A 20,781-nucleotide genomic window follows, 5' to 3' on the forward strand; every position below is an offset into this window, starting at 1 on the left:
TTACCCGCGATCCACGGCGCTCAGCCACTGCGGAATGCGGCGTTCCAGGTAATAACCTGGCTGGCGGAACGAGCCATCGACAAAACCGACATGCCCGCCCTTGGCTTGCAACTCGAATTGAGTGGAGGCGGACAGCTCCATCGCCTGCGGCAGGCTATGGGGGAACACGAAGGGGTCGTCGGCCGCCTGAATGATCAGGGTCGGTGTGCGAATTTCTCCAAGGAAATACCGGCTCGAAGCGCGGCGATAGTAATCCTCGGCATCGACGAAACCGTTCAGCGGCGCCGTGACCCGGCCGTCGAAATCCCAGAAGGTGCGCATGTTCTCCAGCGAGCCCAGTGCCGCCAACGCCGCCAGTCCATCCTCGCGCCCGTCATGTTGAAACTGGCGCTGCTTGTTTTTGATGTAGGCCACCATCTCGCGCATGAAATGCGCCTGATAGACCTTCGAGAAACCTTGCCCGATGCGATCAGCGCATTGATCGAGACGAAACGGCACCGACACCGCCACCGCGCCTGACACGCCGCTGTCACTGCCGGTCTCGCCCAAATGCTTGAGCAAGACATTGCCGCCCAGGGAATAGCCGACCGCATACAGCGGTGCGAGAGGGCGCTTGGCCCGCAGGTGCCTGATGGCTTCGGCCAGGTCTTCACTGGCACCGGAATGGTAGCTGCGTGGCAACAGATTCGGCTCGCCGGAGCAACCGCGCCAGTTCAACGCGACGCTGGCCCAGCCCTGGGCAGCGAACGCCTTTTGCACACCGGCCACGTAGGGCGAATTCGAAGAGCCGGTCAGCCCGTGCAGCACCAGCACCAGCGGCGCATCGGCAGTGTGCGGGCCGTGCCAGTCCATATCGAGAAAGTCGCCATCCTCAAGCCACAAGCGTTCGCGCTCGCGTTCGATGTGCGTGGTTTTGCGCCACAGCGGTCCCCACAAGGTTTGCAGGTGCGGGTTGCCGAGGCCGAAGGCGGGGGTGAAGCGTTCTGACGGAAAGGACACGATTGCTCTCGATGCAGCGGTGCGCAACCGGTGCGCACCTTTTTCAGGCCGGTCGGTTAACCGGCGATCTCTGCCATACGTTGCCACAACGCGTAATACACCTGCCCGGATTTCTGCTTTCCGATGCGGTGCAGGTTTCCTGACAGTTTGAGCGATTACCTGGAAGGTTTGCCAGTAGGCTCCGGCAATGGCTTTTGCGGGACGGTCGGTCCTGTGCTGATGATGACTAATTTGTCCATGCTCAGGTGTTTGTTCAATGCGCTTTTGACTTGCTCTACGGTTAGGCGCTGGGACTGCTGCATGAAGTCGTCCAAGTGATTCAACGGCAGGTTATAAAAGCCGATGGACGCCAGTTTCGAGACGATTTGTGCGTTGCTGGCAGTGGACTGCGGGAAGCTGCCAGCCAACTCGCGCTTGGCATCATCAAGTTCTTTTTCGGTCGGGCCGGTTTTAAGGTAGTCGGCGAGCACGTCCTGTACCAGTTTCAGAGTGCCTTCGCTCATTTCGGAGCGGGTCTGCAACTTGATCATGAACGGACCGCGCGCCTGCATCGGGGTGAAGGTCGAAACCACGCCGTAAGTCAGGCCACGTTTCTCGCGCACTTCGCTCATCAGTCGAGTGCCAAAGCCGCCGCCAAGGATCTGATTGCCCATGGACAGTGCCGCGTAGTCTGGATTGTCACGGTCGATGCCCAGTTGCGCGAGCATCAGAATGGTCTGTTTCGATGGGAATTCGATGTGGCTGATGCTGGCGTTGGGTTCGATCGGTTGCGGGATTTTCGCCAGGGCCGGGCCTTGGGGCAGGGTAGCGGATACCTGCGCGGCAATGGCTTCAGCTTCGGCACGGGACAAGTCGCCCACCAACGCGATCACCACGTTGCCGGCCGCGTAGGCTTTTTCGTGGAACGCGCGCAGCTGTGTCGGGGTGACGGACTGAATGGCTTGCGCCATGCCATCGCTGGCGTGCGCGTAAGGATGATCGCCATACAGACGGTTCATCAACTCAAGGCTCGCCAGTTTGCTCGGGTCATGCTGCTTATCTACGAAAGCGGCGAGGGTCTGATTGCGAAGGCGGGCATACGAATCGCCAGGGAAGGTCGGCTTGCCTGCGACTTCGGCGAAGAGTGTCAATGCCGGATCGCGTTTATCCTTGGCGCTGAGGCAGCGCAGGGAGACCTGCGCCGTATCCAGACCAGTGCTGGGGGAATACTGTGCGCCCAGGCTTTCGAAATCTTGGGCAATAGCGTTGGCATCCCTGCCGGCAACACCTTCGTTGAGCATCAAGTTTGTCAGCATGGCCAGACCCGGAGTGCCTCCATCCTGGCTGCTGCCGGCTGCGAAGGTCAGGCGCATGTCGAACATCGGTAACCCTCGGGCTTCGGCGAACAACACTTTGGCGCCTTCGGCAGTATTCCAAGCCTGAATATCAAGCGTGCGGGGACTTGGCGCCTGACCGTCGAGCTCAGCCAGCGATTGCAGCCCTTGGTCGGAGTTTTCCTTGTCTGGTACTTTGCCGGCGCCGGACTCATCCCCATCCTCTTTATTCACCTCCATTGGCAGTACATGGGCGACGCTGAGCCGCTCGCGGGTGAAATACAGCTTGGCGGCTTTCTGGATGTCTTCTGGCGTTACGCTTTCCAGTTCGGCCAGTTCGGTGTCCATCAGTTTCCACGACAGGCCGAAGGTTTCCAGTCGACCGATAGCGGTGGCCTGGCGGGTGATTGAGTCGCGCTCGTAAACCAGCCCGGCGATGACCTGCGCGCGTACGCGTCCCAGTTCTTCAGTGGACGGCGCAGTGATTTTCAGCTGCTCGAGCAGCCTCCACAAACCGGCTTCGGCCTGGGCGATGGTTTTGTTTTTACGGCTGTTGGGTGTTGCCGACAGAAGGAACAGGCTGTCACCCCGGGTGTAAGCGCTATAACTCGACGAACCGTCGGACACCAGCTCTTCAACGCGTTGCAGTTGCATTGGGATGCGTGAGCTGTGGCCGTTGCCGAGCAGGGCCGAAATCATACGCAAGGCATTCACTGAGCGTTTGTCTTCGGCGGTGGCGATGCTTGGCACGTTGAAGGCCAGCATCAAGCTGGGCAGTGGGGTCTTCACGTGCAGAGTGATTTGGCGTTGGCCGGGCTTGGCCAGTTCCAGCGGTCTTTTCGCGGCCGGCACATCGCGTCTGGCGATCGCGCCGAAGTAGCGCTGGGCCTTGGCTTTGACTTCGTGCGGGGTCACGTCGCCGACCACCACCAGCGTGGCGTTGTTCGGCGCATACCAGGATTGATACCAGTGGCGCAGCTCTTCGATCTTCAGCCGGTCGAGGTCCGCCATCCAGCCGATGGTCGGCGTGTGATAACCGCTGGACGGGTAGGCCATCGCTTTGAAGCGTTCGTAGGCATTGTCCATTGGTTTGTCATCAGTGGTCAGGCGACGTTCTTCTTTAATGACTTCAATCTCCCGGACGAACTCGTCGACCGGCAGGAGCAGATTGGCCATGCGGTCCGCTTCCAGTTCGAAGGCCACGCTCAGACGATCTCGAGCCAGCGTCTGGTAGTACGCGGTGGAGTCGCTGCTGGTGAAGGCGTTGAATTGGATACCGAGCTCGCGCAGGAGCGGCAAGATTTTGCCTGGGCCGACTTTTTTGCTGCCCATGAACATCATGTGTTCCAGAGCGTGGGACAAGCCGGTCTGACCCGGAGGCTCGTAGCTGGCGCCGACCTTGTACCAGACCTGGGAAGCTACCACCGGTGCCCGATGATCCTCGCGCACGATGACCTTGAGGCCATTGTCGAGTGTGAACTCGGTAGTTGAACTGGAAGTTGTCTCGTTAGCTGATGCTTTCATTCCGTTAACAGTCCTTTGCGTCCATGCGAGTTGTTTCGCAGGTTCACAGTGAACGAAAGGAAAAGAGCTAAGCAAACTGGTTATGTTGCTGTTTGAAAAAACGGGAGGGCACCCTGGACAGGCGGTTCACCTGTCCAGGTTACTCTTTTAAGAAGATATTTCAGTGCTTCGCTGCCACAACGAATAGTAGACGCGCCCGGATTTCTGCTCACGGTGCAGGCGCCAGTTGGCCGGCAGGCCGAGCGTCGAGGGTGCTGTTTCGCTTTCGGTGTACACCCACGCATCGTCCGCCAGCCATTGGCGCTCTTCCAGCAGCGTGCAAACGGCCGGCAACAGGTTCTGATTGAACGGTGGGTCGAGGAACACCACGTCGTAGGCGGTCGCGGTCTGGGTCTCCAGATAGCGCAAGGCATCGGCCGTCTGAATCTGGCCGGTGGTGCAGCGCAGGGTGCCCAGATGTTCCTTGATGCTTGAGACCGCGATGTTGCTGGCGTCCAGTGCCTGGCCCATCGCCGCGCCACGGGACAGCGCCTCAAGGAACAACGCGCCGCTGCCGGCGAATGGATCAAGCACCTTGGCGCCCGCGATGTAAGGCGCGAGCCAGTTGAACAGGGTTTCACGCACCCGGTCCGGGGTTGGGCGCAGGCCCGGGGCGTCGGGGAAGCTCAGCTTCCGGCTGCCCCATTCGCCGCCGATGATGCGCAATTGGTTCACGCCGTTGTGGACGTTGTGAACAGGTTTCTTAGGACGAGTGGCCATCAATGCTCCGGAACCCCGAGCGGCTGCTCGGCAGGTTTATCAGTTGGGGCCGGTAACGGCTTTTGCGGCACGGTCGGGCCAGCGCTGACGATGACCATTTTGTCCGTGCTCAAGTGTTTGTTCAGTGCGGCTTTGACCTGTTCGACAGTCAGGCTCTGCGACTCACGCATGAAGTCATTCAGATAACTCAGCGGCAGGTTGTAGAAACCCATGGCGCCGAGCTGGCCGACGATGTCGGCGTTGCTGGCCGTGGACAGCGGGAAGCTGCCGGCCAGTTCACGCTTGGCGTCGTCGAGTTCTTTCTGGGTCGGGCCGGTTTTAAGGTAGTCGGCGAGCACGTCCTGCACCAGTTTCAACGTGCCTTCACTCATCTCGGCGCGGGTTTGCAAGTTGATCATGAACGGGCCGCGTGCCTGCATCGGGGTGAAGCCCGAATAGACGCCGTAGGCCAGGCCACGTTTCTCGCGCACTTCACTCATCAATCGGGTGCCGAAACCACCGCCGCCGAGGATCTGGTTGCCCAGGGACAGTGCGGCGTAGTCCGGATCGTCACGGTCGATGCCCAGTTGCGCAAGCATCAGGTTGGTCTGCTTGGACGGGAACTCGATGTGGCCGATGCTGGCTTTCGGTTCTTCAGGCTGCGCAATTTTTGCCAGTGCCGGGCCTTTCGGCAACGCGCTGGAGACTTGCGCGGCAATCGCCTCGGCTTCGGCGCGGGACAAATCACCCACCAGCGCAATCACCACGTTGCCGGCCGCGTAGGCTTTCTCGTGGAACGCCTTGAGTTGCGCCACGGTAATCGCCGGGACGGTTGTCGCCGTGCCATCGCTGGAATGCGCGTAGGGGTGATCGCCGTACAAGCGGTTCATCAGCTCCAGGCTCGCCAGTTTGCCCGGGTTCTGCTTCTGGTATTCGAAACCGGCAAGCATCTGGTTCTTGATGCGCGCAAAGGAGTCGGCAGGGAAGGTTGGTTTGCCGACGACGTCGGAGAACAGTTTCAGCGCGGGTTCGCGCTTGTCTGCGGCGCTGAGGCTGCGCAGGGATGCCAGTGCCATGTCTTTAAAGGCGCCGTTGCCAAAGTCTGCGCCCAGGCCTTCGAAGCCTTGAGCGATGGCGCCGACATCTTTTCCGGCCACACCTTCGTTGAGCATCGCGTTGGTCAGCAGTGCCAGACCGGGCGCGTTGCCGTCCTGGCTGCTGCCGGCGGCGAAAATCAGGCGCAGGTCGAACATCGGCAGCTCGCGGGCTTCGACGAACATCACCTTGGCGCCTTCGGCGGTGCTCCAGGTCTGTACGTCGAGCGAACGGTGGCTCGGCGCCTTGCCGTCGAGTTCACTCAGCGATTGCAGCTTCTGGCTGGACTTGGCCTTGTCGAGGGCTTCGCTGGCCGTGGAGTCTTCGCTTTTCGACAAATAGAACGCAGCAGAGCCGATCAGGGCGACAGCGATCAGTCCGATCAGGACCAGACGGGATTTTTTACGCTCACTCATGAGTCGTCTCCAGTGGCAGTACATGGGCGACGCTGAGACGTTCGCGGGTGAAATACAGCTTGGCGGCTTTCTGGATGTCTTGCGGTGTCACGCTTTCCAGGTCGGCGAGTTCGGTGTCCATGAGTTTCCAGGACAGGCCGACGGTTTCCAATTGGCCGATGGAGGTGGCCTGACTGGTGATCGAGTCACGCTCGTAGACCAGGCCGGCGATGACTTGGGCGCGGACGCGTTCCAGTTCTTCGGCGGACGGCGCAGTGGTTTTCAGCTGATCGAGCAGCTTCCACAGGCCCGCTTCGACCTGGGCCATGGTTTTCTTTTTCTGGGTGTTCGGCGTGGCCGACAGGGTAAACAGACTGTCGCCGCGAGTGTAAGCGTCGTAACTCGACGAACCACCGGACACCAGTTCTTCGCCGCGCTCCAGTTGCGTCGGGATGCGTCCGCTGTAGCCACCGTCTAGCAGGGCCGAGATCAGGCGCAAGGCATTCACCGAGCGCTTGTCTTCGGCGGTGGCGATGCTCGGCACGTTGAAGCCCAGCATCAGGCTCGGCAACTGGGTCTGTACGTGAAGGGTGATCTGGCGTTCGCCAGGCTCGGCCAGTTCCAGCGGGATTTTCGCCGCTGGCACATCGCGTTTGGCGATCGGGCCGAAATAGCGCTGGGCCAGGGTTTTGACTTCGTCCGGGGTCACGTCGCCGACCACCACCAGCGTGGCGTTGTTCGGCACGTACCAGGATTGGTACCAGTGGCGCAGCTCTTCGACTTTCATGCGGTCCAGGTCAGCCATCCAGCCGATGGTCGGCGTGTGGTAACCGCTGGCCGGGAAAGCCATGGCCTTGAAGCGTTCGTAGGCCTTGGACATCGGTTTATCGTCGGTGCGCAGGCGACGTTCTTCCTTGATGACTTCGATCTCGCGGGCGAACTCGTCGGCTGGCAGGCGCAGGGTGGCCATGCGGTCGGCTTCCAGTTCGAAGGCCACGCCCAGGCGGTCGCGGGCCAGCACTTGGTAATACGCGGTGAAGTCATCGCTGGTGAACGCGTTCTCTTCGGCACCGAGGTCGCGCAGGATCAGCGACGCTTCGCCGGGGCCGACTTTCTCGCTGCCCTTGAACATCATGTGTTCGAGGGCGTGGGACAAACCGGTCTGGCCCGGCGTCTCGTAACTCGAGCCGACCTTGTACCAGACTTGGGAAACCACCACTGGCGCACGATGGTCTTCGCGCACAACGACCTTCAGGCCGTTATCCAGAGTGAATTCGTGGGTGGGTTGTGGATCGGCAGCCAGGGCCGAGAGGGGCAGACAAACTGTGCTGAGCAGCAGGCCTGCAGCGCGGCGGGCTAAAGCATTCATTCGTTTTTAAACCTGTTGAGCTGCCCGCTTGGCTTAGCGTCGGCGGGCGAGAGGGTGCTAGGATACTGGTCCGTTTTACTGGCGGCCACGTCTATCAGGCCTTTGATCGGCCGGACGGTTGCATGGGTTACCTGCGGAACCTTGGTTTTGTCAGCTAAACTCTGCGTTTTCGCAGAAGATGCCGTACCAGTCCTTCGTATTAGTCAACCTTTGAGGTGCTGTTTGCACCTCGACAAAATGTTGCGCGTGAACAAGCTGGGTCAATCGCAGTCTGTTCTGCATCGAATATTTATTTGCCGGGGCGCCCTTTGGCGCGTCGCTACCGTGAGATAGCCGTCCTCCATGTTTGGTTCCAACGACGACAAGAAGACCCCAGCTGCGGCTGGCGAGAAGAAAAGCCTGTTCGGATGGCTGCGCAAAAAGCCGCAGGAACCCGTCGTCGAACAGCCACAGCCAATTCCTGAGCCAACACCCGCGCCGGTAATAGAAGAAGCACCGGCGCCGGTTGTCTTGCCGATGGCCGAGCCGGTGCTGCAGCCGGTCGCCGAGGCTGAACCCGAAGTCATTGCCGAGCATCCGCTGGCACCCGCTCCAGAGCCGTGGCTGACGTTGCCAGTGGCGGAAGAGCCGGTGGCCTTGGTCGAAGATGAGCTGGCGCCGCATGTGACGCCGACGATTCCTGCACCGACTGCTTTTGCACCTGAGCCTGTTCAAACGCCGGTCATTGAGCCTGTCGTTGCGCCGGTTATCGTGACTGAGCCTGAGCCGGTTGTTCCAGAGTCTGTGATTCCTGCGTTCGTCGCTCCTGTGGTTGAAGCACCTGCGCCTGCTCCTGTCATTGCTCCGGTAGTCGCCGCGCCCGCAGTTCCCGCCGAAGTCCCGGCCGAGCCGCCGCGTAGCGAAGAAACCAAAGCCGGTTTCTTCGCCCGCCTCAAGCAAGGCCTGTCCAAGACCAGCGCCAGCATTGGCGAAGGCATGGCCAGCCTGTTCCTGGGCAAGAAAATCATCGATGACGAACTGCTCGAAGACATCGAAACCCGTCTGCTGACCGCCGACGTCGGGGTCGAGGCGACCTCAGTCATCATCCAGCGCCTGACCCAAAAGGTTGCGCGCAAAGAGCTGGCCGATGCCGACGCGCTGTACAAATCCCTGCAGGCTGAACTCGCCGCGATGCTCAAGCCTGTCGAGCAGCCGCTGAAAATCACCTCGCAGAACAAGCCTTTCGTGATTCTGGTGGTCGGCGTCAACGGTGCCGGCAAAACCACCACCATCGGCAAACTGGCGAAGAAGCTGCAGCTCGAAGGCAAGAAAGTCATGCTCGCGGCCGGTGACACCTTCCGCGCCGCCGCCGTTGAGCAATTGCAGGTCTGGGGCGAGCGCAACAAGATCCCGGTCATCGCCCAGCACACCGGTGCCGACTCCGCTTCGGTTATCTTCGACGCCGTACAGGCCGCCAAGGCCCGTGGCATTGATGTGCTGATCGCCGACACCGCCGGTCGCCTGCACACCAAAGACAATTTGATGGAAGAGCTGAAAAAGGTTCGCCGGGTTATCAGCAAACTCGACGCCGACGCGCCGCACGAAGTGCTCCTGGTGCTCGACGCCGGTACTGGCCAGAACGCAATCAGCCAAGCCAAGCAATTCAACCAGACCGTCGAACTGACCGGCCTGGCGCTGACCAAGCTCGACGGCACCGCCAAGGGCGGGGTGATTTTCGCCCTGGCCAAGCAATTTGGTTTGCCGATTCGCTACATCGGCGTCGGTGAAGGCATCGATGACTTGCGTACTTTTGAAGCAGAACCCTTTGTCCAGGCACTGTTTGCCGAGCGGGAGCGTTCATGATTCGTTTCGAACAGGTCGGTAAACGCTACCCGAACGGTCACGTCGGCTTGCATGAGCTGAGCTTTCGAGTCCGTCGGGGCGAATTCTTGTTTGTAACCGGCCATTCCGGCGCCGGTAAAAGCACCTTGTTGCGGCTGCTGCTGGCGATGGAACGTCCGACCACCGGCAAATTGCTGCTGGCCGGCCAGGACCTCGCCACCATCAGCAATGCGCAGATTCCGTACTTGCGCCGGCAGATCGGTGTGGTGTTCCAGAATCACCAACTGCTGTTTGATCGCACGGTGTTCAACAACGTCGCTCTGCCGTTACAGATTCTTGGGCTGTCCAAGGCCGAGATCGTCAAACGTGTGGATTCGGCGCTTGAGCGTGTCGCGCTGTCGGATAAAACCGATCTGTACCCCGGCGACTTGTCCACCGGGCAGCAACAGCGCGTCGGCATCGCTCGCGCCATCGTCCACCGTCCGGCCTTGCTGCTGGCGGACGAACCCACCGGTAACCTCGATCCGCGTCTGGCGGCCGAGATCATGGGCGTGTTCGAAGACATCAACCGCCTGGGCACCAGCGTGCTGATCGCCAGTCACGACCTGGCCTTGATCGCCCGCATGCGTCATCGGATGCTGACCCTGCAACGCGGCCGATTGATCGGCGACGGGGAGGCGGGCGTATGAGTGCGACACGCAGCCCCAAGGTTTCCGAGCGCGTGGCGCCGAAAGCCGCCGATCCGCAACCGCAGAAGAAAAAGCGCAACGATGACGACGGCCCGGATTTCGCGACGTTGTTTCGTGCCTGGGTTGAAAGCCATCGCGCCAGTCTGCTGGACAGCTTGCGTCGGTTGGGTAAACAGCCAATCGGCAGCTTTTTCACCTGCATGGTGATGGCGGTCGCCCTGAGCTTGCCGATGGGCCTGTCACTTTTGCTGAGTAACGTCGAGCGTCTCGGCGGTTCCTGGCAGCGAGCGGCGCAGATTTCCCTGTACCTGCAACTCGAGGCCAGCCCGGCTGAAGGCGAGTCGTTGCGCGAGCAGATCAAAGGCATGCCTGGCGTAGCCGATGCTGAATATATCGGCCGAGATCAGGCGCTGGAAGAGTTCCAGCAGCAGTCCGGACTGGGCGAGGCGCTTAAGGAACTGCCGGAAAACCCGCTGCCAGGCGTGGTGCTGGTGACCCCGAACGAAGTCGACAAGCCCGCGCTTGAAGCATTACGACAAAAACTTTCCGAGCTGCCCAAGGTACAACAGGCTCAACTTGATCTAGTCTGGGTCGAGCGTCTGGCAGCGATCCTCAAGCTGGGTGACCGTTTTGTCTTCGGTCTGACCGTGCTTCTGGTTTCTGCATTACTTTTGGTGATAGGCAATACCATTCGTCTTCATATTGAAAACCGCCGCACAGAGATAGAAGTGATTAAACTCGTCGGCGGCACAGACAGCTATGTGCGCAGGCCCTTTCTGTACATGGGTGCGCTTTATGGCTTCGGTGCGGGGATTCTTTCCTGGGGTGTATTGGCGTTTGGCCTTGATTGGCTGAACGACGCAGTTGTCGGGCTGGCCGGTTTGTATGGCAGTGATTTTGCGCTGGCCGGAGTGCCAGTTGCCGACGGTCTGTCTCTCTTGCTTGGCGCGGTGCTGTTGGGGTATATCGGTGCATGGATTGCAGTCGCACGCCACCTGAGGGAGCTTGCGCCTAAGTAGTATCATTTTGCTCGTATTGACCTTTCAGCGTTTATGGGAACTTGTCTTTCGGTTTCCGGTCAATTTTCGCAGTGCTGAACTGCACGAGTTATGTAAGTCGGAGGTTTTTTCGTATGACCAATTCTTTGCAACCTGCATATGCTCTGGTCCCGGGTGCGAACCTGGAGGCCTATGTGCACACCGTGAACAGCATTCCATTGCTGACTCCGGAGCAGGAGCGTGAACTGGCCGAGAGTCTCTATTATGAGCAGGATTTGGGGGCGGCTCGGCAGATGGTGCTCGCCCACCTGCGTTTTGTTGTACATATCGCCCGTAGCTATTCCGGCTACGGCCTGGCTCAGGCTGACCTGATCCAGGAAGGTAACGTCGGTCTGATGAAGGCGGTGAAGCGCTTCAACCCGGAAATGGGTGTGCGTCTGGTTTCGTTCGCAGTGCACTGGATCAAGGCGGAAATTCACGAGTTCATCCTGCGCAACTGGCGCATTGTGAAAGTCGCGACCACCAAGGCCCAGCGCAAGCTGTTCTTCAACCTGCGCAGCCAGAAGAAACGTCTGGCGTGGCTGAACAACGAGGAAGTCCACCGTGTGGCGGAAAGCCTCGGCGTAGAGCCGCGGGAAGTGCGAGAGATGGAAAGTCGCCTGACCGGCCATGACATGGCCTTCGACCCGGCCGCGGAAGCGGACGACGACAGCGCTTTCCAGTCGCCGGCCAACTACCTGGAAGACCACCGGTACGACCCGGCGCGTCAACTGGAAGATGCCGACTGGAGCGACAACTCCAATCACAACCTGCACGAAGCGCTCGAAGTGCTGGACGACCGCAGCCGTGACATCCTCTACCAACGTTGGTTGGCGGAAGAGAAAGCCACGCTGCATGACCTGGCGCAGAAGTACAACGTGTCGGCCGAGCGTATTCGTCAGCTTGAAAAGAGCGCGATGAACAAGCTCAAGTTGTCGATCGCCGCCTGACCTGCGAAGCGGCAATAAAAAACGCCCCGATCAGTGATGATCGGGGCGTTTTTGTGTGTGCCTACTAGTAACAAGCCGCCTCCTGTAGGAGCGAGCCTTGCTCACGAAGGCGGTGTATCAGTCGATGAAGGGGTTGGCTGACATACCGCCTTCGCGGGCAAGCCTCGCTCCTACGGGTGATTTGCGTCGTCTCGGACTCGTTATTGGGACCAAGGTGCCCGGCGTGAATCATTAATGCCAACCAGATAGCTATCGCCACCCAACTGGCTCATCTGCTGCCGAATCCACCCGGCCCGACGCGCAACATAGTTGGTCGGATGGCTTGCACTCCACACCCGCGGGTTTGGCAGCACCGCCGCGAGCAAGCTCGATTGCTGGCGACTAAGACCTTTAGCGCTCACACCAAAGTGATGCCGGGCCGCCGCTTCCGCGCCAAACACCCCGTCATCCCACTCGACGCTGTTCAGGTACACCTCAAGAATCCGCTGCTTGGGCCAGAGCACCTCGATCAACCCGGTGAACCACGCCTCCAGGCCTTTACGCAGCCAACTGCGGCCGGACCACAAAAACAGATTCTTCGAGACTTGCTGGCTCAGAGTGCTGGCACCGCGAATCGAACCACCGAGCTCGTTATGGGCCAGGGCTTTCTGGATCGCACCAAAGTCAAAACCCCAGTGCTCCGGGAATTTCTGATCCTCGCCCGCGATCACCGCGACTTTCAGGTCGTCAGAGATTTCATCCCAGGGCTTCCAGGTGCGCTGCAAGTCAATGGGCTCGCCGTCGAACCAGGATTCGACCTTGCGCTCGACCATCAATGCCGTTCCCGGTGGCGGGACCACGCGAAAGATCAGCACCAGCAGCACGCTGCCGGCCGCGAACCAGAGCACGGCCTTGGTAAATCGTCTTAAAAATAAACGCAGCATAGAGATGACTTGGCCGAACCCGTTGAGCGGGCCATTATACAGACCCTGTGGATCGAGTCTGACTGGAGTTCTTCATGCTGCGTGGCTTTCTGATGCTGGCCGCTTTCTTCGGCTTCACCGGCGTTGCCCTTGGCGCGTTCGCCGCCCACGGCCTGAAAAACCGTCTGACTCCCGAGTACCTGGCGATTTTCCATACCGGCGTCACCTACCAACTGGTGCACACCCTGGCGTTGCTGGGTGTGGCGCTGCTGGCCACGCAGATTCCGGGACGCTTGATCACTTGGGCCGGCGCCTCGTTTGCCATCGGCATCCTGCTGTTTTCCGGCAGCCTGTACTTGCTGACCCTGACCGGCGTCAGCAAGCTGGGGATCGTCACCCCCTTCGGCGGCCTGGCATTCCTGGTCGGCTGGTTCTGCCTGGGGCTTGCCGCCTGGCGGTTGAGCTGACCGGGCAGTCCATTTCATGACGAATGGCTTGGGTCGCCAAGACTGATCGGGCTAGAATGCCAGCCCCTAAAAATGATGGCGGCATTCGGTATGCGCATTCAGTTGAACGGCGAATCCCTTGAACTGCCCGACGGTGAAACCGTTGCGGCCCTGCTGACCCGTCTGGAGCTGACCGGACGCCGGGTGGCGGTCGAACTCAATCTGGATATCGTCCCGCGCAGCCAGCATGCAGAAACCACGCTCAATGATGGCGATTCCGTCGAAGTGGTCCACGCCATCGGCGGCGGCTAGTCGCCCGGCCCGCAAGGGCACAGAATTCTGCAAGAACCTCACCCCTACAGAGGATTTCCCATGAGCATCGTTCGTAGCGACAAGCCCTTCGTCCTGGCCGGTCGTACTTACCAGTCGCGTTTGCTGGTAGGCACCGGCAAGTACCGCGACATGGAAGAAACCCGCCTGGCCATCGAAGCTTCGGGTGCCGAGATCGTCACCTTCGCCGTGCGCCGTACCAATCTGGGCCAGATCGAAGGCGAGCCGAACCTGCTCGAAGTGCTGTCGCCGGATCGCTACACCTTCCTGCCGAACACCGCGGGCTGCTACGACGCCATCGAAGCCGTGCGCACCTGCCGCCTGGCCCGTGAGCTGCTCGATGGGCACAATCTGGTGAAGCTGGAAGTGCTGGCCGACCAGAAAACCCTGTTCCCCAACGTGATCGAAACCCTCAAGGCCGCCGAAACGCTGGTCAAGGAAGGCTTCGACGTGATGGTCTATACCAGCGATGACCCGATCATCGCCCGTCAATTGGCGGAAATCGGCTGCATCGCGGTCATGCCGCTCGCCGGTCTGATCGGTTCGGGCCTGGGGATCTGCAACCCGTACAACCTGCAGATCATCCTCGAAGAAGCCAAGATTCCCGTGCTGGTGGATGCCGGTGTCGGTACCGCTTCCGACGCCACCATCGCCATGGAACTGGGTTGCGAAGCCGTGCTGATGAACTCGGCCATCGCCCACGCCCAGCAGCCGATCATGATGGCTGAAGCCATGAAACACGCCATCGTCGCGGGCCGCCTGGCCTACCTCGCCGGTCGCATGCCGAAAAAACTCTATGCCAGCGCCTCCTCGCCGCTGGATGGTCTGATCAAGTAAGAGCCATTGATGACTGAATCAAACGACACGCCAATCCAGACGGAAGAAGGCGACGAGCGCCAACACCGCCGCATCAAGAGTTTCGTGATGCGCGCCGGGCGCATGACCGAAGGCCAGCAACGCGGTCTGGACCAGGGCACGCCGCTGTTCGTGCTGCCATTGGCCGACGCACCGGTAGACTTCGACCAAGTGTTCGGTCGCTCGGCGCCGCGCTCGCTGGAAATCGGTTTCGGCATGGGCCATTCGCTGCTGGAAATGGCCGCGGCCTCGCCAGAACAGGATTTCATTGGCGTGGAAGTGCACCGTCCGGGTGTCGGCGCGCTGCTCAATGGCGTTCTGACGCAGGGCCTGACCAACCTGCGGGTCTACGATTGCGATGCAATCGAAGTGCTCAACCGTTGCGTGGCCGACAACAGCCTCGATCGCCTGATGCTGTTTTTCCCGGATCCATGGCACAAGAGCCGTCACCACAAACGCCGTATCGTTCAGGCGTCGTTCGCTGAGTTGGTGCGCAGCAAGTTGAAGGTCGGTGGCATTCTGCACATGGCCACCGACTGGGAACCCTACGCCGAGTACATGCTGGAAGTGATGAACGTCGCCCCGGGTTATCGCAACCTGGCCGAAGACGGCAAATGCGTTCCGCGCCCGGCTGAACGCCCGATCACCAAGTTCGAACGCCGCGGCGAACGTCTTGGGCATGGCGTTTGGGACCTGAAGTTCGAAAAACAGTCCTGAGCCCTACGCACTACAAACTGTGGGAGCGAGCCTGCTCGCGAAAGCGATCTGACAGTCAACGATAATGTTGAATGTGACGACGCCTTCGCGAGCAGGCTCGCTCCCACATTTGCTTTATGCAGTGTTCAAGATCGGCGTCTGGCCGCCGAAAGCTCTATGCCCCCAATTGTAAAGGAAGACAAGGTTTTGAAATTCATCCTCGTCTGCATCCTGTTGTTCATCGCCCTGCCTTCAATGGCTCACGGACAGACGCTGACGATCGACGACTACTTTCAACGTGCCCAGGATGCAGCTGATCAAATCAAACGTAACGCGGATGAGTTGGTCAGGCTGGAAGCAAGCGGGGAGCTGGATTTCAAGAACAAGCCCGAGCAAATAGGCAACATGGAAGGTGATCTGGAGGCCTTCAAATACAATTTGAAGATGGCGTCTGACGGTGGGCATCCCATCGCGAGCTATTTGCTGGCTAATACCCTGAGCAAACCGGGCCCTACCGAACAACAGCGCAGGGAAACCTGTGAGCTTTATGAAAAAGCCATGGATCAAGGCTTTTTGGCGGCAGCCGTCGCCTACTTCCATCGGTGCGATCAGGACTCGATGAAGTCTGATCGACGCGATGCCGGACACTTGAAATATCTGCAGACGCTTGAGGAGCTGCTTCAGGAGCCAGATATTTTTGCTGATTTTTATCCGATGCCGGCCAAGCGCGCCCTGTGCTTTCAGGACTTGCAGCCAGGCTTGTCAAAAGAACGAGTGATAGGGTCCTTGCAGGCGCGTGCTGTCGCATTGATGCTGACCGAAGATCAGTACCGGGCCGAGGCCAATTACATTCTGGCAATGAGCCGAGTCAATGAGAGTGGCAGGCTCGACCGTCAGAATGTTGTGTATCTGGACAAGGCCGAAGCGCTGGGCTGCCACGACTTTATGGGGATCAGTGCCAGGATCCGAAGCGAAGCCAAGTCCGTGGGCAAGCCATAAAGGGCATTCGCAATACAAAAAATGTGGGAGCGGGCTTGCCAGCGATGGCGGTCTGACAGTCAACGAAGATGTTGAATGTTATGACGTCATCGCGAGCAGGCTCGCTCCCACAGTTGTTTTGGGTGTAGTCAAAGGTCAGCGGCGGTCGGCGACGACGCCGATCAGTACCAGCACCACCAACAACACCGGCGCCAGGCTGTAGTTGTTGAACTGGCTCAGGCCTTTGATGATCCACGGGGTGGCGTAGATCAACGCGACGCCGCTGCCGACCATGCACACCAATGCCATCAGCGGGACGCGCAAGGCGCCGGCGATGCTGCCCAGGCGTTGGTCGACCCAGCCTTTGATATCGGCGCCAAACAACACCAGCAGACAGCCCACCAGCGCCAGAGAGATTTCCGACAGGTTGCTGCGGCTCCAGCGGGAGACGGTGGCGAGCAGGTCGAGTATCAAATCCATTCGTTTTCCCCTAAGGCTGAAATCAGCTCAGAAATGTTTGCAGCAAGTCATTGAGAAACAGCTGTCCGCGATCAGTCGCCGCCAGACGTGACGGTTCGACCTGCAACAGGCCGCTTTGTTCGGCTTCCCGCCGGCCTTCGGCGAGGCTTTCCAGCGGCAGTCCGGTGCGCTCCGAATACAGGCGCGATTCCACGCCTTCCGTCAGGCGCAGGGCGTTCATCAGGAAGTCGAACGGCAGCTCGTCATTGGTCAGCGCTTTCTCGCCGGCCTTGAAGCTTTTCGCCGGGTTCAGGTAATCCTTCGGCAGGCGCGTTTTCCAGGTGCGCACGATGCGCCCGTCCGGATGGCTCAGCTTGCCGTGGGCACCGGCACCGATGCCGATGAAGTCGCCGAAACTCCAGTAATTGAGGTTATGCCGCGCCGGGCGACCAGGCTGAGCATAAGCCGAGACTTCGTATTGCGCGTAACCGTGTTCGGCAAGCAACGCCTGACCGGCTTCCTGAATGTCCCACAGCGTGTCGTCTTCCGGCAGCGTCGGCGGCTGGTTCCAGAACACCGTGTTCGGCTCCAGCGTCAGTTGATACCAGGACAGATGCGTCGGCTTCAGGGCGATGGCCTGGCGCAGGTCGTTCAACGCATCGTCCAGCGACTGATCCGGCAAGCCGTGCATCAAGTCCAGATTGAAGTTATCGAACCCGGCCTGACGTGCCATGCCGGCGGCTCGCACCGCTTCGTCACCGTTGTGAATCCGCCCCAAGGCCTTGAGCTTCTCTTCCTGGAAACTCTGGATACCGATCGACAGGCGATTGATGCCCAGCGCGCGGTAGGCGACGAATTTCTCTTGCTCGAACGTTCCCGGATTGGCTTCCAGGGTGATTTCGATGTCGCTGGCGAACGCAATCCGCTGCTCGACGCCTTTGAGCAAACGACCCAGGGCTTCGGCGCTGAACAGGCTCGGCGTGCCGCCACCGAAGAAAATCGAGCTCAGCTCACGACCGTAAACCGCATGCAGGTCCTGATCGAGGTCGGCCAGCAACGCGTCGACGTACTCTTCTTCCGGCAGCACCGGGCTGGCAGTGTGGGAGTTGAAGTCGCAATAAGGGCATTTGCGCACACACCACGGAATGTGGATGTACAACGCAAGGGGCGGCAGCACGGGGAGCGCGGCCCGAGGCGAGGGGGCGGCACCGCCGAAAATCAGCGGTGACGCGGATGAGTCGTGGGTCATATCAGGCCTAAACGCTGGCGCAGCAGATCCATTGCACGGGCGCGGTGGCTGATGAGGTTCTTCTCGCTCGGGCTCAGCTCGGCGCTGGAGCAATCGCGCGACGGCACCCAGAACAGCGGGTCGTAGCCAAACCCGTGTTCACCGCTGGCCGCCGTCAAGATGCGCCCGTGCCACAGGCCTTCGCAGAGGATCGGCAGCGGATCGTCGGCATGTCGCACCAGCGCCAGCACGCAGACGAACTGTGCGCCGCGCTCAGATTCCGGCACATCCTTCAACGCATCGAGCAGTTTGGCGTTGTTCGCCGCATCACCCTGGCCATCCGCGTAACGAGCCGAATAGATACCCGGCGCACCGCCAAGGAAATCCACCGCTAGCCCGGAATCGTCGGCCAGCGCCGGCAAACCGGAGATGCGCGCGGCGTTGCGGGCCTTGAGGATGGCATTCTCGACGAACGACAGGCCGGTTTCTTCAGGCTCGACGCTGCTGAACTCGCCGATCGAGCGCAGTTGCACCGACTCGCCGAGCATGGCCTGGAGTTCCTTGAGTTTGCCGGCGTTATGGCTGGCCAGTACGAGTTGCGTGAAGTTCATCATTCGCCGGGGAAAAGCTCTTGGTTGAAATTGATGGTGTTGATTTTATCGCCGTTCTGCACCTTGATCTCGAAGGTGCGGACTTCCTGCTGATCCACCGGGAACTGGGCGATGTAGTAGATCGCGCCCTGTTCGGTGATCTGTTTGAATTTCAGCGGCACACTTTGGCTGGTCAGGTCTTTGACCGTCCCGCTGACCTGAGCCATCTGGGGTTTGCCTTCCTTGATTACCGACACGTTGATCACGCCTTGATTCTTGCTGCGGGTGAGCTCCGCGGCTTTAGCGATATCAGGGGTCAGAAAGGTCGAGTTGAAGGTGTTGTAATGCACCGTCACATCACCAAACTTCTCCTGACGATCACCTTTGATGACGTCGGCGGCCATGGCCGTGACGCTCAGGCAGGCAGTAAGTACAAACAGCGCTAGACGACCCATGATCGTTCTCCTTGGAATGTCGTGGTTCAGACCGCGATTTTGTGATCCTGCAACCCTGGGCTGCTGACGCGGTAAATACCGATTTCACCTAATAGATTAGGCCATAGCTTACTGGCCCACCCGTGGCGGTGTTGTTGATCCACGGCCAGCCGATCAATGACCTTGGCTTCACGTTCGCGACACAACGCTTCAAAGTCTTCGAAGGTGCAGAAGTGGATGTTCGGCGTGTTGTACCAGGTGTATGGCAGAAACTCCGACACCGGCATCCGGCCCTTGCTCGCCAGGTACCAGCGGCAGCGCCAGTGCCCGAAGTTGGGGAAGGTGATGATGCACTGGCGGCCGACCCGCAGCATTTCGTCGAGGATCCTGTCCGGGTAATGCACGGCTTGCAGCGCCTGGGTCATGACCACGACGTCGAAGCTGTTGCTGGCGAAGTTACCGAGGCCCTTGTCCAGGTCCTGCTCGATCACGTTGATGCCCTTGGCCACGCATTCGGCGATGTTGTCCGGATCGTTTTCCAGGCCATAGCCCGTTACTTGTTTGTTATCGCGCAGCCAGGTCAGCAGTTCGCCGTCACCGCAACCGAGGTCGAGCACGCGGCTGCCAGCGGGGATCCATTCCTGGATGATTTCCAGATCAGCTCTCATGGCTTTCTCACAACGTAATGCGGTTCATGTAATTGCTGAAGGCCTGCAAGTAACGCGGGATCGGAATCAGGAAGGCGTCGTGGCCTTGCGGAGCGTCGATCTCGAGGTAGCAAACGTCCTTCTTGGCCGCCATTAGCGCATTCACCAGTTCCCGCGAGCGGGCAGGGGAGAAGCGCCAGTCGGTGGTGAAAGACATCACGCAGAACTTGGCCTGGGCATTGGCGAAGGTTTTCGCCAGGTCATCGTCGAAGTTGGCTGCCGGGTCGAAGTAGTCCAGCGCCTTGGTCATCAGCAGGTACGTGTTGGCGTCGAAACGCCCGGAGAACTCTTCGCCCTGATAACGCAGGTAGCTTTCAACCTGGAACTCGACGCTGTGGAAGTCGTAGTTGAGCTTTTCGCTCTTGAGGCCACGACCGAATTTCTCGCCCATCGAGTCATCCGACAGGTAGGTGATGTGCCCGACCATCCGCGCCAGCATCAAACCGCGCTTGGGGATCACGCCCGCCTCTTGGAACGAGCCGCCGTGGAAATCGGGGTCGGTGAGGATCGCCTGGCGCGCCACTTCGTTGAAGGCGATGTTCTGCGCTGACAACTTGGGGGCCGAGGCGATGGCCAGACAATGACGAATGCGGTCGGGGTAGGTGATGCTCCACTGCATCGCCTGCATGCCGCCGAGGCTGCCGCCGATTACGGCGGCCCATTGGCGAATGCCGAGCAGGTCGGCCAGGCGCGCCTGGCTGTGCACCCAGTCTTCCACGGTCAGGACCGGGAAGTCAGCGCCAAACGGCTTGCCGGTCTCCGGATTGATGCTGCTGGGGCCGGTGGAGCCGTTGCAGCCGCCGAGGTTGTTCAGGCTGACCACGAAGAATTTGTTGGTGTCGATCGGCTTGCCGGGGCCGATGCAACTGTCCCACCAACCGGGTTTGCGGTCGTCGGGGCTGTGGAAGCCGGCAGCGTGATGGTGACCCGACAAGGCGTGGCAGATCAGCACGGCGTTGCTCGCCGTGGCGTTCAGCGTGCCGTAGGTTTCGTAAATGAGGTCATAAGCTGGGAGCGAACGGCCACAGGCCAAGGCCAGGGGTTCACTGAAGTGCGCCACTTGCGGCGTCACCAGACCAACAGAATCGGCGGGAAAGGCAGTTGGCATCGACCCTGCTCTCGTTGAAATGAGGCGTAAGTCTAAAGACCGGTGGGGTCAGCGGCAAGCAAAGGGCGGGCCTGATTTCATTCAGCTGGACCGAGATGTGGCATTCGCGGGCAAGCCT

At 59.9% G+C, this 20,781-nt stretch carries 20 protein-coding genes and 2 pseudogenes; 9 read left to right on the forward strand and 13 right to left on the reverse strand.

Annotated elements, in window-relative coordinates; genetic code table 11:
- From AC1ROI_RS07140 to AC1ROI_RS07165, 6 genes and pseudogenes are all read right to left on the reverse strand, one after another.
- Window positions 1-999, reverse strand: a complete 999-nt coding sequence (locus AC1ROI_RS07140; RefSeq protein ID WP_102594541.1) for a hydrolase — start codon at window positions 997-999, stop codon at window positions 1-3.
- Window positions 1,000-1,154: 155 nt separating this feature from the next.
- Window positions 1,155-2,501 (reverse strand): annotated as a pseudogene (locus tag AC1ROI_RS07145) (M16 family metallopeptidase); the annotation flags it as partial.
- 33 nt (window positions 2,502-2,534) lie between these two features.
- A pseudogene (locus tag AC1ROI_RS07150) lies at window positions 2,535-3,836 on the reverse strand (M16 family metallopeptidase); the annotation flags it as partial.
- Between the two features lie 147 nt (window positions 3,837-3,983).
- A complete protein-coding gene (gene rsmD, locus AC1ROI_RS07155; protein ID WP_010466805.1) occupies window positions 3,984-4,595 on the reverse strand; it encodes a 16S rRNA (guanine(966)-N(2))-methyltransferase RsmD in 612 nt (203 codons plus the stop codon).
- Window positions 4,595-6,085: a M16 family metallopeptidase gene (locus tag AC1ROI_RS07160; RefSeq protein WP_102594542.1), complete on the reverse strand. Its 1,491-nt coding sequence runs from the start codon at window positions 6,083-6,085 to the stop codon at window positions 4,595-4,597. The genes rsmD and AC1ROI_RS07160 overlap by 1 nt, the downstream gene beginning before the upstream one ends.
- On the reverse strand, window positions 6,078-7,433 hold the full coding sequence (locus tag AC1ROI_RS07165; RefSeq protein WP_010466807.1) for a M16 family metallopeptidase: 1,356 nt from the start codon (window positions 7,431-7,433) through the stop codon (window positions 6,078-6,080). The genes AC1ROI_RS07160 and AC1ROI_RS07165 overlap by 8 nt, the downstream gene beginning before the upstream one ends.
- Before the next feature lie 342 nt (window positions 7,434-7,775).
- Here AC1ROI_RS07165 and ftsY point away from each other — a divergent pair, with 342 nt between their 5' ends.
- The 4 genes from ftsY (at window position 7,776) to rpoH (ending at window position 11,930) form a co-directional block, all read left to right on the forward strand.
- Entirely contained in the window at window positions 7,776-9,275 is a 1,500-nt protein-coding gene (gene ftsY, locus AC1ROI_RS07170) for a signal recognition particle-docking protein FtsY (RefSeq protein ID WP_102594543.1), read from the forward strand.
- The gene (gene ftsE / locus AC1ROI_RS07175; RefSeq protein WP_010466809.1) at window positions 9,272-9,943 is read left to right on the forward strand and encodes a cell division ATP-binding protein FtsE; all 672 of its coding nucleotides are present in this window, start codon (window positions 9,272-9,274) and stop codon (window positions 9,941-9,943) included. The genes ftsY and ftsE overlap by 4 nt, the downstream gene beginning before the upstream one ends.
- A complete protein-coding gene (gene ftsX, locus AC1ROI_RS07180; protein WP_010466810.1) occupies window positions 9,940-10,962 on the forward strand; it encodes a permease-like cell division protein FtsX in 1,023 nt (340 codons plus the stop codon). The genes ftsE and ftsX overlap by 4 nt, the downstream gene beginning before the upstream one ends.
- A 113-nt stretch (window positions 10,963-11,075) precedes the next feature.
- Window positions 11,076-11,930, forward strand: a complete 855-nt coding sequence (gene rpoH / locus AC1ROI_RS07185; RefSeq protein ID WP_007897890.1) for an RNA polymerase sigma factor RpoH — start codon at window positions 11,076-11,078, stop codon at window positions 11,928-11,930.
- 200 nt (window positions 11,931-12,130) lie between these two features.
- Here rpoH and mtgA read toward each other — a convergent pair whose 3' ends face one another.
- The gene (gene mtgA, locus AC1ROI_RS07190; protein WP_042932499.1) at window positions 12,131-12,853 is read right to left on the reverse strand and encodes a monofunctional biosynthetic peptidoglycan transglycosylase; all 723 of its coding nucleotides are present in this window, start codon (window positions 12,851-12,853) and stop codon (window positions 12,131-12,133) included.
- Between the two features lie 74 nt (window positions 12,854-12,927).
- Between mtgA and AC1ROI_RS07195 the strand changes: the two genes are divergently transcribed.
- The 5 genes from AC1ROI_RS07195 (at window position 12,928) to AC1ROI_RS07215 (ending at window position 16,158) form a co-directional block, all read left to right on the forward strand.
- Entirely contained in the window at window positions 12,928-13,299 is a 372-nt protein-coding gene (locus AC1ROI_RS07195; protein WP_010466813.1) for a DUF423 domain-containing protein, read from the forward strand.
- A gap of 90 nt (window positions 13,300-13,389) precedes the next feature.
- On the forward strand, window positions 13,390-13,590 hold the full coding sequence (gene thiS, locus AC1ROI_RS07200) for a sulfur carrier protein ThiS (RefSeq protein ID WP_007897898.1): 201 nt from the start codon (window positions 13,390-13,392) through the stop codon (window positions 13,588-13,590).
- Between the two features lie 60 nt (window positions 13,591-13,650).
- Window positions 13,651-14,445 carry a thiazole synthase gene (locus AC1ROI_RS07205; RefSeq protein WP_010466815.1) on the forward strand — a complete coding sequence of 265 codons (795 nt, stop codon included), beginning with the start codon at window positions 13,651-13,653 and terminating at the stop codon, window positions 14,443-14,445.
- A 9-nt stretch (window positions 14,446-14,454) separates the two neighbouring features.
- Window positions 14,455-15,180, forward strand: coding sequence for a tRNA (guanosine(46)-N7)-methyltransferase TrmB (gene trmB / locus AC1ROI_RS07210; protein ID WP_010466817.1), 726 nt, complete (start codon window positions 14,455-14,457; stop codon window positions 15,178-15,180).
- A 186-nt stretch (window positions 15,181-15,366) separates the two neighbouring features.
- The gene (locus AC1ROI_RS07215; protein WP_010466819.1) at window positions 15,367-16,158 is read left to right on the forward strand and encodes a hypothetical protein; all 792 of its coding nucleotides are present in this window, start codon (window positions 15,367-15,369) and stop codon (window positions 16,156-16,158) included.
- 135 nt (window positions 16,159-16,293) lie between these two features.
- On the opposite strand, the gene AC1ROI_RS07220 is transcribed toward AC1ROI_RS07215, so the two are convergent.
- Genes AC1ROI_RS07220 through metX form a run of 6 tightly spaced genes read right to left on the reverse strand, consistent with a single transcriptional unit; the run spans window position 16,294 to window position 20,663 of the window.
- On the reverse strand, window positions 16,294-16,617 hold the full coding sequence (locus tag AC1ROI_RS07220) for a DUF3392 domain-containing protein (RefSeq protein WP_010466821.1): 324 nt from the start codon (window positions 16,615-16,617) through the stop codon (window positions 16,294-16,296).
- Between the two features lie 22 nt (window positions 16,618-16,639).
- Window positions 16,640-17,845, reverse strand: coding sequence for a radical SAM family heme chaperone HemW (gene hemW / locus AC1ROI_RS07225; RefSeq protein WP_102594545.1), 1,206 nt, complete (start codon window positions 17,843-17,845; stop codon window positions 16,640-16,642).
- Window positions 17,842-18,438 (reverse strand): RdgB/HAM1 family non-canonical purine NTP pyrophosphatase, encoded by a 597-nt coding sequence (rdgB, locus tag AC1ROI_RS07230; protein WP_077747222.1) that lies wholly within the window; start codon window positions 18,436-18,438, stop codon window positions 17,842-17,844. Before rdgB ends, hemW begins: the two co-directional genes overlap by 4 nt.
- On the reverse strand, window positions 18,435-18,869 hold the full coding sequence (locus tag AC1ROI_RS07235) for a DUF4426 domain-containing protein (RefSeq protein WP_077747223.1): 435 nt from the start codon (window positions 18,867-18,869) through the stop codon (window positions 18,435-18,437). Before AC1ROI_RS07235 ends, rdgB begins: the two co-directional genes overlap by 4 nt.
- A 26-nt stretch (window positions 18,870-18,895) precedes the next feature.
- A complete protein-coding gene (metW, locus tag AC1ROI_RS07240) occupies window positions 18,896-19,516 on the reverse strand; it encodes a methionine biosynthesis protein MetW (RefSeq protein WP_010466828.1) in 621 nt (206 codons plus the stop codon).
- A gap of 7 nt (window positions 19,517-19,523) precedes the next feature.
- Window positions 19,524-20,663 (reverse strand): homoserine O-succinyltransferase MetX, encoded by a 1,140-nt coding sequence (gene metX / locus AC1ROI_RS07245; RefSeq protein ID WP_010466830.1) that lies wholly within the window; start codon window positions 20,661-20,663, stop codon window positions 19,524-19,526.
- Window positions 20,664-20,781 lie beyond the last annotated feature (118 nt).

The organism is Pseudomonas sp. GW823-FHT02C02 (genome assembly GCF_058797635.1).

What these genes read in the sequence shown, in the direction of transcription:
- ftsY (WP_102594543.1), top strand. Translation starts at nt 7,776, where the DNA reads ATGTTTGGTTCCAACGACGACAAGAAGACCCCAGCTGCGGCTGGCGAG.
- hemW (WP_102594545.1), bottom strand. Translation starts at nt 17,845, where the DNA reads ATGACCCACGACTCATCCGCGTCACCGCTGATTTTCGGCGGTGCCGCC.
- AC1ROI_RS07205 (WP_010466815.1), top strand. Translation starts at nt 13,651, where the DNA reads ATGAGCATCGTTCGTAGCGACAAGCCCTTCGTCCTGGCCGGTCGTACT.
- rsmD (WP_010466805.1), bottom strand. Translation starts at nt 4,595, where the DNA reads ATGGCCACTCGTCCTAAGAAACCTGTTCACAACGTCCACAACGGCGTG.
- metX (WP_010466830.1), bottom strand. Translation starts at nt 20,663, where the DNA reads ATGCCAACTGCCTTTCCCGCCGATTCTGTTGGTCTGGTGACGCCGCAA.
- rdgB (WP_077747222.1), bottom strand. Translation starts at nt 18,438, where the DNA reads ATGATGAACTTCACGCAACTCGTACTGGCCAGCCATAACGCCGGCAAA.
- metW (WP_010466828.1), bottom strand. Translation starts at nt 19,516, where the DNA reads ATGAGAGCTGATCTGGAAATCATCCAGGAATGGATCCCCGCTGGCAGC.
- AC1ROI_RS07195 (WP_010466813.1), top strand. Translation starts at nt 12,928, where the DNA reads ATGCTGCGTGGCTTTCTGATGCTGGCCGCTTTCTTCGGCTTCACCGGC.
- thiS (WP_007897898.1), top strand. Translation starts at nt 13,390, where the DNA reads ATGCGCATTCAGTTGAACGGCGAATCCCTTGAACTGCCCGACGGTGAA.
- mtgA (WP_042932499.1), bottom strand. Translation starts at nt 12,853, where the DNA reads ATGCTGCGTTTATTTTTAAGACGATTTACCAAGGCCGTGCTCTGGTTC.
- trmB (WP_010466817.1), top strand. Translation starts at nt 14,455, where the DNA reads ATGACTGAATCAAACGACACGCCAATCCAGACGGAAGAAGGCGACGAG.
- AC1ROI_RS07220 (WP_010466821.1), bottom strand. Translation starts at nt 16,617, where the DNA reads ATGGATTTGATACTCGACCTGCTCGCCACCGTCTCCCGCTGGAGCCGC.
- rpoH (WP_007897890.1), top strand. Translation starts at nt 11,076, where the DNA reads ATGACCAATTCTTTGCAACCTGCATATGCTCTGGTCCCGGGTGCGAAC.
- ftsX (WP_010466810.1), top strand. Translation starts at nt 9,940, where the DNA reads ATGAGTGCGACACGCAGCCCCAAGGTTTCCGAGCGCGTGGCGCCGAAA.
- ftsE (WP_010466809.1), top strand. Translation starts at nt 9,272, where the DNA reads ATGATTCGTTTCGAACAGGTCGGTAAACGCTACCCGAACGGTCACGTC.
- AC1ROI_RS07235 (WP_077747223.1), bottom strand. Translation starts at nt 18,869, where the DNA reads ATGGGTCGTCTAGCGCTGTTTGTACTTACTGCCTGCCTGAGCGTCACG.
- AC1ROI_RS07165 (WP_010466807.1), bottom strand. Translation starts at nt 7,433, where the DNA reads ATGAATGCTTTAGCCCGCCGCGCTGCAGGCCTGCTGCTCAGCACAGTT.
- AC1ROI_RS07160 (WP_102594542.1), bottom strand. Translation starts at nt 6,085, where the DNA reads ATGAGTGAGCGTAAAAAATCCCGTCTGGTCCTGATCGGACTGATCGCT.